Genomic DNA, 15,992 nt, shown 5'->3' on the forward strand with positions numbered 1-15,992 from the left:
AATTCGCCAGAATTTCTGGCCGTGCTGAGACGGACGTCACATATGGTGGATTCCATGCCTAACCTCCTCGGCCTGCCCGGTCAGGCCTCCAAAGCGGTAGCAAAACTGCACCAGTACGTCGAGCGCGGCTCCGCCGAACTGCACTACGTGCGCAAAATCTTCGAGTCGGGCGCGTTCCGGATCGAGCCGCCGCAGAACTACGCCGCGATGGCGGCCGACATCTACAAGTGGGGCGAGTTCGGCATGTTGCCAGCCCTCAACGCGCGGCGCCATCCCGACCGCGCGGCGTGCATCGACGAAGAGGGCGAATTCTCCTACCGCGAACTCGACGAGGCGGCGCACGCGGTGGCCAACGCGCTGATCGAGAAGGGCGTCAAGGGCGGCGACGGCGTCGCCATCCTGGCCCGCAACACCCGCTGGTTCCTGATCGCCAACTACGGCGCCGCGCGGGTCGGCGCGCGCATCATCCTGCTCAACAGCGAATTCTCGGGTCCGCAGATCAAAGAGGTGTCCGAGCGCGAGGGCGCCAAGCTGATCATCTACGACGACGAGTACACCAAGGCCGTCAGCAAGGCCTCGCCGGAGCTGGGCAAGCTGCGGGCGCTGGGGACCAACCCGGATAGTGACGAGCCGTCCGGCAGCACCGACGAGACGCTGGCCGACCTGATCGAGCGCAGCAGCAAGGAGCCCGCCCCCAAGGCGGCCAGGCACGCCTCGATCATCATCCTGACCAGCGGGACCACCGGCACCCCGAAGGGCGCGAACCGCAGCACCCCGCCGACGCTGGCGCCGGTCGGCGGAATCCTGTCGCACGTCCCGTTCAAGGCCGGCGAAGTGACGTCGCTGCCGGCGCCGATGTTCCACGCGCTGGGTTATCTGCACGGCACGATCGCGATGTTCCTGGGCTCGACGCTGGTGCTGCGCCGCAAGTTCAAGCCGCCGCTGGTGCTGCAGGACATCGAGAAGTACAAGGTGACCGCGATGGTCGTCGTCCCGGTGATGTTGTCGCGGATCCTCGAAGCGGTCGAGAAGATGGACTCCAAGCCCGACCTGTCCAGCCTGAAGATCGTGTTCGTGTCGGGATCGGCGCTGGGGGCCGACCTGGCGGAGCGCTCGCTCAAGGACCTCGGCCCGGTGATCTACAACATGTACGGCTCGACCGAGATCGCCTTTGCGACCATCGCCGAACCCAAGCACCTGCAGTACAACTCGTCGACCGTCGGGCCGGTCGTCAAGGGCGTGCGCGTCAAGATCTACGACGACAACGGCAAGGAGCTGCCGCAGGGCGAGGTCGGCCGCATCTTCGTCGGCAACGCCTTCCCGTTCGAGGGCTACACGGGCGGGGGCAAGAAGCAGATCATCGACGGCCTGTTGTCGTCGGGCGACGTCGGCTACTTCGACGAGAACGGCCTGCTCTACATCAGCGGGCGTGACGACGAGATGATCGTCTCCGGCGGCGAGAACGTCTTCCCGGCCGAGGTCGAGGACCTCATCACCGGGCACCCCGACGTCGTCGAGGCCACCGCGATCGGCGTCGACGACAAGGAATGGGGCCACCGCCTGCGCGCCTTCGTGGTGAAGAAGGACGGCGCGGACCTCGACGAGGACACCGTCAAGCACTACGTGCGCGATCACCTGGCCCGCTACAAGGTGCCGCGCGAGGTCATCTTCCTCGACGAGCTGCCGCGCAACCCCACCGGCAAGATCCTCAAGCGCGAGCTGCGCGAAATGGAGATCGAATAGGCCTCAGCGCCGTTCTTTGATGGCCCGGGTGATCTGGGCCGTGAGCTTCGGGTCGACCAGGAGTTGGTCGATCAGCGCGGTGAGCACCTCTTGCCCGGTCACGCGGGCGACGCCGAGCCGATCGGCCGCCTCGCGCTGCCAGATGTCGAGGGCCCGGTGAGTGGCGGCCGCCAGGTCGACGGTCCGGCGGGTCCGCTGGGTGCGCCCCGCCTGGTTGGCCGACGGCTCGCTGGCGATGCGCTGGCCGCGGGGCTGCCCGAGGCTGAGGCGCTCGGTTGGCGCGGCGTCTCCGGCCGGGCCGCCCGCCGGGGTGGGGGCGCGAAAGGATCCGGCGCTGGGTCCGTTGGGACTGGGCTTGAAGTTCACTTCGGTGTCTTCCTCCGTGAGTGCGGATCAGTAAATCAGCGCTCGTCGCCTATGTGTCAATACTGATTCTCTCACCGACGCCACCCTAAGTCGCGTCGCCGGGCCGCGGACGGCCCGGGTGGGACGCCGACGGATTTACGCGCGGCTGCGCGACGCCGGATGCAGGCGAAAGCGCAAATTCCTGCAAATAGCTGACGTCGGTAAAAACGGGCGACAGCATTGCGGTGATCCGACGACCCGTGGTCGGTAATTCGGAGACGAATCAGTGGATCTGACAATGCGCACATTCGGACTTCAGTAAATACGGTAGGTTCGCGCAGTACATCAGTATACGGCGTACTACCTGCAGGTATAAGCCGATCACCCGTGCGCTGGCTCAGTATTCGCGGATAAATGAATTGCGTAAATAGGGATTGATCAGCGCGCGTTGGATTGGGCGCTATCACGTCATTGTTGCGCAATTCACACCGCAAAAGCCCTGAATTCGCTTGTTTGCTTAGAAATGTCCGGTTAGCGTTTTAAGCATCGATATCAAGTCTTTGAAAGGAGCGCCCTCGATGATCTCGTCAGCATCGTTACGTGGCGCGGCCGTAGGTGTTGTGGGCGCCGGAGCCGTGGCGGGCGCGCTGCTCTTCGGCGGCGCCCCCGTGGCTTCGGCCGCCCCCGGGCCGAGTCACTCCACAAGCTTCGCCAGTGCCGGGCCGCAGAGCGGACCGGGCTTCATTCCCGAGCGCCCCGGCGGTCGTGGATGGGGTGGCCATGATGGTCGGGGACATGGCAATTGGGGTCACGGCGGCTGGGGGCACGGTGGCTGGGTCCACGGGCCCGGCTACTGGAAGCCCCAGCACTGGTGGAACTGGTGGTGGTGACCACCATCTCCGCGCGGTAGCCGGCCATCACCGACACGCCAACCCTCGGGATGGACGGCCCGCGTATGGGGGGAACCATGCCGGCTTGACTCAGTCAGGCCGGCATGGCCCATTTCTGCGCCCGGTTACGGATCGCGCGGCAGGCCCAACAACCGTTCGGCGATGATGTTCAGCTGCACCTCGGACGTCCCGCCGTAGATGGTGGTCGCGCGGCTGGCCAGCAGGTACTCGCCCCATTTGCCGGGCAGTTGGTCGGTGTCGCCGATCGCGGCGTCGGTCCCGAAGGACGAGACCGCGAATTCGGCGTAACCCTGGCCGGTGCGCATCGACAACAACTTGGAGATCGCCGCCGACGGCATCGCGTCCCCGCCGGCCAGCGTCAGCAGCGTGGAACGCAGGTTCAGCACCTTGGCCGCATGGCCCTCGGCAATCAACTGACCGGCGCGGTGCTGCGCGACCTGATCGAACTGCCCGTCACGAACGAACTCGACGAACTGCGACAGCGTGGCCAGGAAGTTCGCCTCGCTGCTGCCGATCGACACCCGCTCCGCGGTCAGCGTGTTGCGGCTGACCTCCCAGCCCCGGTTCACCTCACCGAGCACGCACTCGTCGGGCACGAACACGTCGTCGATGTAGACGGTGTTGAACATCGCGTTGCCGGTGAGCTCGCGCAGCGGCTTGACGTCGACGCCCTCGCTCTTCATGTCCAGCAGGAAGTACGTGATGCCGCTGTGTTTCGGCGCGCTGGGGTCGGTCCGTGCGAGCAGCGCACCCCACTGCGAGAACTGCGCGGCGGTCGTCCAGATCTTCTGGCCGGTGATGCGCCACCCTCCGTCGGTCCGGGTGGCCTTCGTGGACAGGCCGGCCAGATCCGAACCCGCGCCGGGCTCGGAAAACAGCTGACACCAGATCATCTCGCCGCGGAAGGTCGGCGGCAGGAACCGCTGCTTTTGCTCCTCGGTGCCGAACGCCACGATCGACGGGACGATCCAGGTGGCGATGCCGGTCTGGGGCCGCTTGACCCGCCCGGAGGCGAACTCCTGCGCGATGATGATCTGCTCCACCGGCCCGGCCGCCCGGCCCCACGGCTTGGGCAGGTACGGCAGCACCCAGCCGCCCTCGGCGATGGCGACCTTGCGTTGCTCGCGCTCGATCTCCTTGAGCGCCGCCACTTCGGCCCGGATTTCCGCCCGCAGCTTCTCGGTCTCGGGATCGAGGTCGATGTCGACCGCGCGCATCCCGGTGGTGGTCGCGGTGTCGACCACCTTTTGCGGGTAGTCCGAGCTGCGGCCGAAGGAGGCGGCCAACATCAGCGCCCGGCGGTAGTACACGTTCGTGTCGTGCTCCCACGTGAAGCCGATCCCACCGTGCACCTGGATGCAATCCTGCGCGCACCGTTGAGCGGCCGCCGGCGCCAGTGTCGCCGCCACGGCGGCGGCGAACTCAACGTGGGAACCCGCGGTGTCCCAACGGTTTTCGCGGGCCTCGTCGATCGCGCGGGCGGCATCCCACACCGCAGCCGTGGCCCGCTCGGTGTCGGCGATCATCTCGGCGCACTTGTGCTTGATGGCCTGGAATTGGCCGATCGGCCTGCCGAACTGCTCGCGGATCTTGGCGTAGCTCGACGCGGTGTCGGTCGCCCAGCGCGCCACGCCGATGGCTTCGGCGGACAGCAGCGTCGTCATCAGCGCGTGCGCGGTGCCCATGCTCAGGTTCGTCAAGACGACGTCGTCGCCGACCTCCACGGCGTTGGCCCGCACGTCGGCGATGGGCCGCAACGGGTCCAGGCTTTTCACCGGCTCGATCTCGAGCTGGTCGGCGCGCAGCACCACCCACGCCTCGCCGCTGTCGATCGCGACGGGCAGCACCAGCAGCGACGCCTGCGCGGCGGCGGGGACCGCGCGGAGCTCGCCGCGGATCACCAGAGAACCGCCCTGCCGGGTGGCGGTCAGCGCGCAGCAATTCAGGCCGTAGGCGGCGATCTCGGCGCCGGATGCCAGCCCGGCGAGCACCTTGGCGTCCGGGTCGTGCGCGGAGATCAACGCGCTGGCGATCGCGGACGGAACGAAGGGGCCCGGCACCGCCCCGTAGCCGAATTCCGCGAGCACGATGGCCAACTCGAGAACGCCGAAGCCCTGCCCGCCGACGGATTCCGCCAGATGAACGCCCTGCAGGCCCTGCTCGGCCGCGGCCTGCCAGTACGGCGGCGGGTTCTGGACCTCCGTCTCCATCGCCTCGTGCAGCGTCTCGGACGGGGCGATGCGCGCCACCAGCGCTCGCACGGAATCGGCCAGTTCTTGATGCTCGGGATTTATCGCGATCGGCATTGGTCGCCTTCCGTTGCTGAGGACGCCGTCTCGGCCAAGTACCTTCCAAGCTAACAACCAGTCGGTTGGTTGACGACATCACCTACCGCCACCGCTTGCCGATCCATCCGGCGATGATGTCGGCCTGCTCGCTGCGGGCCCCGGGGGTGGTGAAGTAGTGATCGGTGTCCACCGAGGCCCGGGTCTTGTCCGCGCCGGCGAGGGCGTCGAAGATGCGTTGCGCGTCAGAGGGAAACACCCCGGTGTCGGCGTCGGCGTTGATCACCAGGGCCGGACACCGGATCCGGGCCAGGTGCGGCTCGGCCCGGGTCTGGGCCACCCGCAGGCTCCACATGCCCAGCCAGTTGCGCAGCGTGCACGCCGCCGCGATGCCGTGCGCCGAGCGGTTCGCCTTGGCCGGGACGCCCGCATAGCACATGTTGGGCTGCCGGTTGGTCGGCTCGATGCCGGGATCGACCATGCGCGGGTCGGCCCAGGTGCGCATCACCGAAAACGGGCGATCGGAAAACCCCGCCGCGCGAACGCGTTTGAGCTCTCTTTCGGCCCAGTCGGTGATGGCGTGATTGCGCGCGACCTGCGCGCTGCGGTACCGGGCGAGGAACTCCGCGGTGTAGGGCGGCCCATTGCGCCCGTTGAACAGGTCGAGATCGGCGTCGGTGGCGACGGGATCGTTCTCGTCGACGACGGCGGCGTCCATCCAGGCGGTGAGCACTTCGGGTCGCCCGGGATGGGCGGCGGTGGCCACGTAGCCGTCGGCGGGCGGCAACTCGGTCACCCCGGCCGCGGGGCGCATGCCTTCCAGCGGGGTCACGTTCGGCTCGACGGCCTGGGACTGGTAGGCGGCCATCAACGACCCCCCGCCCGAGTTACCCAGCAGCACAACGGTATCCACTCCCTGCACCTCGCGCAGCCAGCGCACCCCCACCCCGATGTCCACCAGCGCGTGGTCGAGCAGGAAGCTGCTTTCGAAGCCGCGGAACCTGGTGTTCCAGCCGAGGAATCCGATGCCGCGAGTGGCCATGTAGTCGGCCAGGTAGTGCTCGGAGAAGTCGATCTGGTAGTGCGCCGCGATCATCGCCACCTTGGGCTTGCGTCCCACCCCCCGGTGATACAGCCCCTGGCAGGGGTGCCCGCCGGCGCCGGCGCGCCCGGCCGTAGGCGACGGCAGCCCGACGAACTCGCGGATGACTCCGGCACCGGTGCGACGAGTCAATTCAGCGGTCCCCCTCAGTGGCGTAGATGGCCCGGTAATAGATGTTGGCCAGGGTTTGGATGCAGGCCTCGTCGTCGGGTTCCCCGCAGCGTGCCGAACCGAGCTGGATGTAGCAGAACTGGTTGAACATCGCCACGATCGCCTCCGCGATCAGCTGCGGGTCGTCGTCGCGGCAACGGCCCTCGGCCTGCGCGCGACGGACCGATTCGGCGATGAAAGAAATTGGTATCGAGCAGATTTCGGCCCAGTACTGGGCGAAGTCGTCGTTGATCATCGCCAGCTGTGACACGCTGATCACCTCGGCGAGCCGGTTGCGGTAGGTGTGCCAGTGCGCGGCGGCCGCCCCGTACGCGCGCTCGCGATCGGTCAACCCGTGCTGGGTCACCGCCAGCGCGCGCTGGTTGGCCTCGTCGCGGAAGCGCAGCGCCCATTGGCGCACCATCGCCTCTTTGGACTCGTAGTAGTTGTAGAAGGACGCCGCCGAGCGGCCGGCCTCCGCGGCGATGTCGGCGATGGTCGTGGCCAGGACGCCTTTGCGCGCGATGACGGTCCGGGCGGCCAGATCGATCGCGGCCTGCGTCCGCCTGCCGCGATGCGTGGGCAGCTCCGAGGGTGGCCCGCTCCGGTCAGCAGGGGATGCCGCGGTGGACACCGGCGCACCTCCCTGGGCCAAAACTGAATCTGATGTTAGATTCAGATTCGGATCTTGGCCAGGCTCGTCGAGCCGGGAACCGAGGGGAGCCGCACGATGATCAAGCCGCACAACACCAACGCGGAATTCGAACTCGGCGGGATCAATCATGTCGCGCTGGTGTGCTCGGACATGGCCAAAACCGTCGACTTCTACACCAACATCCTCGGCATGCCGCTGATCAAGTCGCTCGATCTGCCCGGCGGGGCGGGCCAGCACTTCTTCTTCGACGCCGGCAACGGCGACTGCGTCGCCTTCTTCTGGTTCGCCGACGCCCCCGACCGGGTGCCGGGCATTTCGTCGCCGGGCGCCATCCCCGGCATCGGCGACATCACCAGCGCGGTCAGCACGATGAACCACCTGGCCTTCCACGTGCCGGCCGAGAAGTTCGACGCCTACCGCCAGCGACTCAAGGACAAAGGGGTGCGGGTCGGGCCGGTGCTCAACCACGACGAGAGCCCCATGCAGGTCTCGGCGACCGTGCATCCCGGCGTCTATGTGCGCTCGTTCTATTTCCAGGACCCCGACGGCATTACCCTTGAGTTCGCCTGTTGGGTGAAGGAATTCGAAAGGGGCGACGCGATGGCCGTGCCCAAGACCGCCGCGGACCGCCGGCCCCCGGTGGGCGCCGGTCGCTGATCGCGCCGCTGCTGCGCGAGTCGGAGAATGCTAGGTATGACCGACGGCATTTTGACCGACGAACAGATCGCCGCACTTACCCCCGGGGAGCGCCGCGACCTCATCTCCCGGCTGGAGCGGCCCCTCGGCGAGGTCATCGACCCGGACTTCCTGGACCGGGTGCGCCGCGTCCGGCTGAGTCTGATGATCGGCGGTTCCATCGCGATGGTTCCCTGGCTGGGGTACCTGGCGATGACGCTGCCCGAGAAGTACGTCGCCCACAACTGGCCGGTCACCTGGATCGGCTTCGATGTGCTGCTGGTCGCCTTCATGCTGACGACCGCCGCGCTGGGGTATCTGCGCCGCCAGCTGCTGGTGCTCGCCGCGTTCACCACCGGGGTGCTGCTGATCTGCGACGCGTGGTTCGATCTCATGACCGCGGGCCCCAAGGACGTGTGGCTGTCGGTGGTCACCGCGCTGCTGATCGAGGTGCCGCTGGCGATCTTCATGATCTTCAGCGCCATGCGCATCCTGCGGCTCACCATGATGCGTTTGTGGCTGCTGCGTCCCGGCATGCGCCTCTGGGAGCTGCCGCTGTTCCCGTGAGGCGGTGCGGGTTTGGCCCGCGCACCGGCTCGAGGGCCGGACAACTGTATCCCGACTTGCGGGCGTAGCGGGCCGAATCGGCGATAAGTCGTCGCGAATCGACCCCGCCCGGCGTGGCCAGGGCCGTTGAGGGGGAAAAGATTACTGCACCGCCGGCGATCTCGCGGCGGAATTCGAGTCTTGACAAAACCGCGAAATCTTCGCCTGCGTCAGCTAGCGTCCACAGCAGCGACATAGGGGTATGAGCGGCGGGGTAGTTCACCAACACAGGCGAAAGTCCGTCGGACAATTTCAAGCGCGACACACATCGACGATCCTCGAAAAGCCAAGCGCCAACCGCACTTCCAGCACCCCCAGACCGCCCCGCAAACGTCGTCGTCTCACAGCACAAGGACTCGAGGAAATGGTCGCACTCGGAAATATCAACGAATGGCACCCGCCGCACGGCCCGGTCACCATGTGGATGGCCGCACCCGACGCACGCGAAGCGGCCCGCGCCGCACGGCGAAGCGACCTAGCGCCGAGTTACCAACAGAATCAACACCTCTGGGCCTCCTACCAAGGCAAGGCCATGAACCGCCAGCTGCCCCGTCTGATGATCGTCGCGTGGGACATCCCCGGCACCTGCGACATTGCGGCGATGACGGCGACGATCAACGCCCACGTTCGCCGCCAGGACACCTATCACAACTGGTTCGAGTACGACAACGGCACGTTCGTGCGCCGGGTGATCGACGATCCCGAAGCGATCGAGTTCGTCCCCGTGGCGCTGGGGCACAAGACCGCGGACCAAGTCCGCGCCCATGCCTTGACCACCACCCCGGACACCCTCGAGTGGGGCTGCTTCACCTACGGAATCGTCCAGCACGCCGACTATTTCACGTTCTACGCCAGCGTCGACCACCTGCACATCGACGGCTTGTCGGCCGCCCTCATCTTCCTCGACGTCCACCTCACGTATCAGGAATTCGCGCAGACCGGGCACCAGCCCGCAGGCCTACCGGAGATCCGCAGCTACCGCGACTACGTTGCGCGCCAACGCGAGAAGGCGGCGACGTTGACGCTCTCGTCGCCCGAGATCAAGGACTGGATCGAGTTCGCCCGCGACACCGACGGCGACTGGCCCAGTTTCCCGCTGCCCCTTGGTGACACGTGGTCCAGCACCAGAGGCGACCTGTTGACGGTCGAGCTGATGAATGCCGAGGACACGGAGTCATTCGACGCCGCCTGCGTGGCGGCCGGCGCCCGGTTCATCGGGGGAGTGCTGGCCTGCACGGGCCTGGCCGAGCACGAATTGACCGGCAAGAAGACCTATCACGGGTTCACGGCCAAGGACACCCGGACACCGGGCGTCGACTCGATGACCGTGGGCTGGTTCGCCAGCCTGATTCCGATCACGGTGCCGACCGCCGGCGAGACGTTCGCCCAGGCCGCCCGGACGGCGCAGAAGTCGTTCGACGACGCTCAGCGCCTCGCCGACGTGCCGGTCGAGCGGGTGCTGGAGCTGGCCACCCCGGACGAATTGGGCATCAAGCTGCCCACGCAGCTGCCGATGATGTTGTCGTTCCTCGACTTCCGCAAGATCCCCCTCAACGGGTTGTGGGCGGAGACGAAGTTCGGCACCTACGGCGACAGCCTGTCCCACGGCGGGGTGAACATGTGGATCAACCGCCAGGCCGCGAACACCACGGTGACGATGTCCTTCCCGGACAACGCGATCGCGCGGGAGTCGGTGCTGCGCTACATCGCGACGCTGATCCAGGTGTTCGCGCGTGTCGCCAGGCCCACCGGGGACGAGCCGGTTGTGGTTGCGCCCCAGGTGAACCCGGACGACACATTCGCTCCGGCGCCGGACACGGACGATCACGAAGCGGCGTAGCGATGAGCAACGTGCTGGACCTGGCCGACCAAACACTCTTCCTGGGTGAGCGGGCGACGGGTGCCACCAGCTTGCTGCAGTGCGTCTGGGTGTACGACCGCGCCGTCGACGTCGGTGGGCTGCGTGAGTTCCACAGCCACCTCGGCCGGGGGCGGCTGTCGCGGCGAGTCGAGCGCTCCGCCTTGCCGTTTGGCCGTCATCGCTGGGTGGCGGCCGCCGAGTGCTCCCCCTTGGAGATCGTCGCGCCGCCCCGGGAGCGCGAGGACATCGACGCGTGGCTTGACGAGCAGACCCACAAGCGACCGGACGCCGAGCGTGGGCCCGGATGGCACTTGGCGATGCTCCCGCTGTCCGACGGCGGCGCGGTGGTGAGTCTGGTCACCACCCACTGCCTCACCGATGGCGTCGGGCTGTGCGAGGCCCTGGCCGACGCGGCTCGCGGACGCGGCGACCGGACCCGCTGGCCCGCAGCGGGAGGCCGGCGGCGCTGCCAAGCCCTGCGCGAGGACGCGCGCCAAACCGCGCACGACGCGCTCGATGTCGGCCGCGCCGTCGGCGCCGCGGCCCGGATGCTCCGGCAGGGCCGCGACGGCACCGCGGCCGTCGCCCCGCCACGCGGGAAGCGGCCCGCGCCGCCGGCCGCGCCCGACGACCCCATCGTCCTGCCGATGGAGACGATCTTCGTCAGCGCCGACGACTGGGACGCGCGCGCAACCGCCTTGGGCGGCACCAGCAACGCGCTGCTCGCCGGGTTGGCGGCCCACCTCGCCCAGCGGGTGGGGCGGGTGGCCCCCGACGGCTCGGTCAACATCGGCATGCCCGTCAACGAGCGCGCCCCGGGCGACACGCGCGCCAACGCGGTCACGAACGTCGACGTCACGCTGGGGTCCGCGGCGATCACCACGGACCTGCGCGAGATCCGCGCCGCCATCAAGCGGGCGCTGGTTCGCCATCACGACGAGCCCGACGAGCGGTGGGCGCTGCTGCCCCTCGTCCCGCTGATCCCGAAGCCGGTGTTTCGGCGGTTGCTCAGCGTGGTCACCGGCGGCGCGGCGACCGTGGTGTCGTCCAATCTCGGCGCGCTCGACCCGGCCGCCAACCGGCCGGACGGCACGGACGCCGACTACTTCGCCATGAAGTCGGTGTACCCGGGCGTGACCGCCGCGACGATGCACCGCACCAACGGGGCCCTGGCGTTGCTGTCGGGGCGGGTCCACGGCCGGGTCTTCATCTCGGTCCTCGCCTACGAATTGGGCCGCCGCAATTCGAACGAGGGTCTGCGACAAGCGCTTTCCAAGACGCTGAGCGACTTCTCGCTGACCGCGACGACGGGCTGGCACACGGTCTGCCCCGTGTGAGCCGCTAGGCCTCGGCCCGTGTTTCGGTGAGCCGGTACAGGTTTGGCTCGGCAAGCTCGTCGAGCAGGGCGGCCAGGTGATCGACGAGCTCACCCGGTTCGAGCCGGACGTCACCGGCCAGCCAGGCGCTGATGGTCTGCCCGACCCCGCCGACCACGAAGTGCGCGGCGGCCTTGATGCGATCGTTTGCCGGCACCTGAAGCGCGTTGCCGACATGCTGGCCGGACAGCATCGCGAACAGGGCGCTGGACTCGGCGCGTTTGCGCACCACCACGGGGTCGGCCAGCTGCGTGCTGAACAACAGGCGGCCGACGCGGGCGTCGTCGGTGATGGTCCGCACGATGTTGGCGATGCCCGCGCGGGTCTGCTCGTCGGCGGGCACCGTGGCGACCGCGGCCTGCGTGGTGGCGGCCAGCTCGGCGACCACCCAGTCGAAGACGCAGGAGACGAATTCGTCCTTGTCGGTGAAGCTCTCGTAGAAGTACCGGGCCGCCAGCCCGGCGCGGCGGCACACCCCGCGGACGGTGACCGCCGAGATGTCCGGCCGCTGATCGCCGAGCAGGTCCAGGCCGGCGGCCAGGAGCCGGTTACGGCGGGTGGCCAGGCGTTCGGCGGCCTCCACCCCGCGATACGGCCGCGCGCTGGACGTGTCGCTCATGCGGACCATCTTGACACTAACGCCGCGGCGCGACAATATCAGGAAACAAGCGTTCGCACATTAGCGGCCGCGCTGCGGGAGGATCTGACGATGGCAACTCACCAGTCGGTGCAGGCACCGATCGGGCACGTCGAGCGCGGGGCCACCGATCCGCCGCGCCCGCAGCGGCGCAGGCGCGGGCGGACGCTGGGCATCGACGAGGGCCTGATGGGCGTCGCCCTGCTGGCCGGTCCGGCGAACGTGATCATGCAACTCGCGCAGCCGGGTGTGGGCTACGGCGTCATGGAAAGCCGCGTCGAAAGCGGCCGGGTCGACCTGCACCCGTTCAAGCGGGCCCGCACCACGTTCACCTACCTGGCCGTGGCGACCAACGGCAGCGAGGCCCAGAAGGCCGCCTTCCGCCGGGCCGTGAACAAGGCCCACGCGCAGGTTTACTCGACGCCGGAAAGCCCGGTGTCCTACAACGCCTTTGATCCCGCGCTGCAGCTCTGGGTGGGGGCCTGCCTGTACAAGGGCGGCCTCGACATCTACCGGATGTTCATCGGTGAGCTCGACGGCGAGGACGCCGAGCGCCACTACCGCGAGGGCATGGCGCTGGCCACGACCTTGCAGGTGCCGCCGAAGATGTGGCCGGCCGACCGGGCGGCGTTCGACCGTTACTGGGAAGAGTCGCTGGCCAAGGTGCACATCGACGACGCGGTGCGGGAATACCTGTACCCGATCGCCGCCAACCGCATCCGGGGCGTGAAGCTGCCCGGCCCCATCCAGCGCCTCTCCGAGGGCTTCGCGCTGATGATCACGACGGGCTTCCTGCCGCAACGGTTCCGCGACGAGATGCGGCTGCCCTGGGACGCGACCAAGCAGCGGCGCTTCGACAGGCTGATCGCCGTGCTGGCCACGGTGAACCGGTATCTGCCGCGGTTCATCCGGCAGTTCCCGTTCAACGTCTTGCTGCACGACCTGGACCGCCGGATCAAGAAGGGGCGGCCGCTGGTGTAGCGGCCCGCGGCGGCATGGCGCCCGCCAAGTTGATAACGACAATCATATTCATTAAGCTCTCCTCAGTCTGGTAAGCCCTCCAGCCCGAGGAGTACCTATGACGGCGCCGATCTTCATGGCCTCGCCGCCCGAAGTGCATTCCGCTTTGCTCAGCAGCGGCCCCGGCCCCGGGCCGCTGCTGGCGGCCGCCGGCGCGTGGTCCGAGCTGAGCGCCGAATACGCTTCCGCCGCAGAACAATTGAGCACCTTGCTGGCGGGGGTGCAGGCGGGGGCGTGGGAGGGCCCCAGCGCGGAGTCCTATGTGGCCGCGCACGCCCCCTACCTGGCGTGGCTGACCAAATCCAGCGCCGACAGCGCCGCCGCCGCCACCCAGCACGAGACCGCCGCGGCCGCCTACACCGCCGCGCTGACCGCCATGCCGACGCTGCCCGAACTCGCTACCAACCACGTCGTCCACGGGGCCCTGGTGGCAACGAATTTCTTCGGCGTCAACACGGTTCCGATCGCGGTCAACGAGGCCGACTACGCACGGATGTGGACCCAGGCGGCGACCACGATGTCGACCTACCAGGCGGTGTCCACCGCCGCCGTCGCCGCGACACCGCAAACCGATCCGGCGCCGTCGATCGTGAAATCCGATGCGTCAAGCGATGATTCGGGTGACGAGGATCACGACCCCAAGATCGACAATCCGTTCAACGACTTCATCGCCAACATCCTGAAGAACTTGGGCATCAACTGGGACCCGTCCGAGGGCACGGTCAACGGCCTGCCCTACGACGCCTACACGAATGCCGGGCAGCCCATCTTCTGGGTGGTGCGCGCCCTGGAACTGCTCGAGGATTTCGAGCAGTTCGGCTATTACCTGGTGCACAATCCGGCGTTGGCCTTTCAGTACCTGGTGCAACTCATCCTGTTCGACTGGCCGACGCACATCCTCGAGATTTTCATCAGCCAGCCGGAGTTGTTGGCGCCCGCGCTCCTCCTCGCGGCCGCGCCCCTCGGCGCCGTCGGCGGATTCGCCGGGCTGGCCGGCCTCGCCGCCATCCCCCAGCCCGCGGCCCTCCCGGTGGTGGCCGCGCCGCCGCCGCCGACGCCCAGCATCCCGCCCGCCATCGCCATGGCCCCCACCGCCCCCGTCGCGCCGGTGGCGGCGCCGGCCTCCGCCCCGGCACCGGCGCCCGCCCCCACGGCGACCACCGTGACCGCCGCTCCCGCCGCACCCGCTGCGGCGCCGGCCGCGGCGGGCTTCTTTCCTCCGTACGTCGTCGGTCCGCCCGGAATGGGAACGGGCTCGGGGATGGGGGCGAGCGCCAGCTCCAGCGCGAAAAGGAAAGCGCCGGAACCGGATAGCGCCGCCGCCGCGGCGGCCGCGGCCGCGCGCACGCGCAAAGCGGCCCGGGCGCGGGGGCGCCGGGGCGCGACGGACCGCGGGTACGGCGACGAGTTCATGGACATGAATGTCGATGTCGACCCCGATTGGGCCGCGTCGCTGGCATCCGATCGGGGTGCCGGCACGCTGGGATTCGCCGGCACCGCCGAGCGTGAGGCGGTCGCCGCGGCGGCCGGGCTGACCCGGCTGGCCGGGGACGAATTCAACGGTGGCCCAACGGCACCGATGATGCCGGGCACCTGGGGCGACGACGGTGCCGACGAGGGGGGCCGCGACGGCTAGCGCCCCGGCACCCCATCGCCGGGTTCGTCAGGCGTCAGTTGCGTCGATGCGAGTCGCGTGTCCAGCGCTGATGCCGATCGAGTTGCCTTGGGACGGGGATGTTTTCCCATTGACCGAGCACCAGCCAGTCGCGCAGCGCCGCGGCTGAATCGCTGTCGGCGATGGGTCCTATCCACCGCGCCGGGCCGCTGGCCACCCGATCGTTCGTGCAGGGCTGGACCAGGGCCATCACGCCCCCGCCGGTCGGCCGAGAGGCGCAGGTGAGTGGTCCGAGCATGCAGGCGACCGAGACCAACATGGAATGCGGGCAGCGCCGGATGGCGGGGCGCAATTCGTCGATGACCGACAGTCGATCGTCGACGGCGCATGCGGCACAGACGATTACGGTGAACGGGCGATCGGTGCCGCGGCGTGGGGACGTCAAGGCGCCGTGTGCCGTCCGGGGTAGGGCAGGAGCGCCATTTCGCGGGCGTTCTTGATGGCGGCCGCGACCTGTCGTTGTTGTTGGACGGACAGGCCGGTCACCTGGCGGGAACGGATCTTGCCGCGTTCGGAGATGAACACCCGCAGCGTCGCCGTGTCTTTGTAGTCCACCGTGCGCAACCCGAGGCTGTCGAGCAGATTCCTCTTGGGCGAGCGGCCGGCCGGCGCGGTGGCCCGGCGACGCGCGACTTTTCTGGCCATCACCAGCTCGCCTTCCGCACGCCGGGGAGCTGGCCGGCGTGGGCTAGTTCGCGGACCCGGACCCTCGACAGCCCGAACTTGCGGAGGTGGCCGCGGGGTCGGCCGTCGACGGCGTCGCGGTTGCGCACCCGCACCGCGCTGGCGTCGCGGGGCTGGCGCGCCAACTCGTCCTGTGCCGCCGCCCGTCGCTCGGGGGTGCTCGCCGGTGAGCGGATGATCTTTTTGAGTTCGGCGCGGCGTTCGGCGTAGCGGGCCACGATCGCGCGGCGACGCTCGTTCTTGACGATCTTGGATTTCTTGGCCATG

15 protein-coding genes are annotated in these 15,992 nt (G+C 68.5%); 7 read left to right on the forward strand and 8 right to left on the reverse strand.

Annotated features, from left to right (window positions below; genetic code table 11):
* Positions 1-54 precede the first annotated feature (54 nt).
* Positions 55-1,743, forward strand: coding sequence for a long-chain-fatty-acid--CoA ligase FadD2 (gene fadD2 / locus QGN31_RS01755; RefSeq protein WP_038538862.1), 1,689 nt, complete (start codon positions 55-57; stop codon positions 1,741-1,743).
* A 3-nt stretch (positions 1,744-1,746) separates the two neighbouring features.
* On the opposite strand, the gene QGN31_RS01760 is transcribed toward fadD2, so the two are convergent.
* The 4 genes from QGN31_RS01760 to QGN31_RS01775 form a co-directional block, all read right to left on the reverse strand.
* Positions 1,747-2,109 carry a hypothetical protein gene (locus QGN31_RS01760; RefSeq protein ID WP_008261730.1) on the reverse strand — a complete coding sequence of 121 codons (363 nt, stop codon included), beginning with the start codon at positions 2,107-2,109 and terminating at the stop codon, positions 1,747-1,749.
* Between the two features lie 994 nt (positions 2,110-3,103).
* Complete coding sequence (locus QGN31_RS01765) at positions 3,104-5,305, reverse strand: acyl-CoA dehydrogenase (protein ID WP_009954759.1); 2,202 nt, start codon at positions 5,303-5,305, stop codon at positions 3,104-3,106.
* Positions 5,306-5,387: 82 nt separating this feature from the next.
* A complete protein-coding gene (locus tag QGN31_RS01770; RefSeq protein ID WP_043955459.1) occupies positions 5,388-6,518 on the reverse strand; it encodes an alpha/beta hydrolase in 1,131 nt (376 codons plus the stop codon).
* 1 nt (position 6,519) lies between these two features.
* On the reverse strand, positions 6,520-7,170 hold the full coding sequence (locus QGN31_RS01775) for a TetR/AcrR family transcriptional regulator (protein ID WP_014383434.1): 651 nt from the start codon (positions 7,168-7,170) through the stop codon (positions 6,520-6,522).
* A gap of 96 nt (positions 7,171-7,266) precedes the next feature.
* Here QGN31_RS01775 and QGN31_RS01780 point away from each other — a divergent pair, with 96 nt between their 5' ends.
* The 4 genes from QGN31_RS01780 (at position 7,267) to QGN31_RS01795 (ending at position 11,670) form a co-directional block, all read left to right on the forward strand.
* Positions 7,267-7,848, forward strand: coding sequence for a VOC family protein (locus QGN31_RS01780; protein ID WP_014943073.1), 582 nt, complete (start codon positions 7,267-7,269; stop codon positions 7,846-7,848).
* A 36-nt stretch (positions 7,849-7,884) separates the two neighbouring features.
* A complete protein-coding gene (locus QGN31_RS01785; RefSeq protein ID WP_014943072.1) occupies positions 7,885-8,433 on the forward strand; it encodes a hypothetical protein in 549 nt (182 codons plus the stop codon).
* A gap of 403 nt (positions 8,434-8,836) precedes the next feature.
* Positions 8,837-10,312, forward strand: a complete 1,476-nt coding sequence (locus QGN31_RS01790) for a condensation domain-containing protein (protein WP_014943071.1) — start codon at positions 8,837-8,839, stop codon at positions 10,310-10,312.
* 2 nt (positions 10,313-10,314) lie between these two features.
* On the forward strand, positions 10,315-11,670 hold the full coding sequence (locus QGN31_RS01795; protein ID WP_014385968.1) for a hypothetical protein: 1,356 nt from the start codon (positions 10,315-10,317) through the stop codon (positions 11,668-11,670).
* Positions 11,671-11,674: 4 nt separating this feature from the next.
* On the opposite strand, the gene QGN31_RS01800 is transcribed toward QGN31_RS01795, so the two are convergent.
* On the reverse strand, positions 11,675-12,337 hold the full coding sequence (locus tag QGN31_RS01800; RefSeq protein ID WP_009955646.1) for a TetR/AcrR family transcriptional regulator: 663 nt from the start codon (positions 12,335-12,337) through the stop codon (positions 11,675-11,677).
* An 81-nt stretch (positions 12,338-12,418) separates the two neighbouring features.
* Between QGN31_RS01800 and QGN31_RS01805 the strand changes: the two genes are divergently transcribed.
* Together QGN31_RS01805 and QGN31_RS01810 are read left to right on the forward strand one after the other, a co-directional pair.
* Positions 12,419-13,327 (forward strand): oxygenase MpaB family protein, encoded by a 909-nt coding sequence (locus QGN31_RS01805; protein ID WP_014383431.1) that lies wholly within the window; start codon positions 12,419-12,421, stop codon positions 13,325-13,327.
* A 97-nt stretch (positions 13,328-13,424) separates the two neighbouring features.
* The gene (locus tag QGN31_RS01810; RefSeq protein WP_014943070.1) at positions 13,425-15,002 is read left to right on the forward strand and encodes a PPE family protein; all 1,578 of its coding nucleotides are present in this window, start codon (positions 13,425-13,427) and stop codon (positions 15,000-15,002) included.
* 34 nt (positions 15,003-15,036) lie between these two features.
* On the opposite strand, the gene QGN31_RS01815 is transcribed toward QGN31_RS01810, so the two are convergent.
* From QGN31_RS01815 to rpsN, 3 genes are read right to left on the reverse strand one after another with little or no spacing between them, the layout of a single operon-like run.
* Positions 15,037-15,426, reverse strand: a complete 390-nt coding sequence (locus QGN31_RS01815; protein ID WP_008261713.1) for a hypothetical protein — start codon at positions 15,424-15,426, stop codon at positions 15,037-15,039.
* A complete protein-coding gene (gene rpsR / locus QGN31_RS01820; RefSeq protein ID WP_009952527.1) occupies positions 15,423-15,686 on the reverse strand; it encodes a 30S ribosomal protein S18 in 264 nt (87 codons plus the stop codon). Before rpsR ends, QGN31_RS01815 begins: the two co-directional genes overlap by 4 nt.
* Complete coding sequence (gene rpsN, locus QGN31_RS01825) at positions 15,686-15,991, reverse strand: 30S ribosomal protein S14 (protein WP_008261701.1); 306 nt, start codon at positions 15,989-15,991, stop codon at positions 15,686-15,688. The genes rpsR and rpsN overlap by 1 nt, the downstream gene beginning before the upstream one ends.
* Position 15,992 lies beyond the last annotated feature (1 nt).

This window comes from Mycobacterium sp. 2-64, assembly GCF_035918375.1.
In the GTDB taxonomy this organism is placed as follows: Bacteria; Actinomycetota; Actinomycetes; order Mycobacteriales; family Mycobacteriaceae; genus Mycobacterium; species Mycobacterium intracellulare.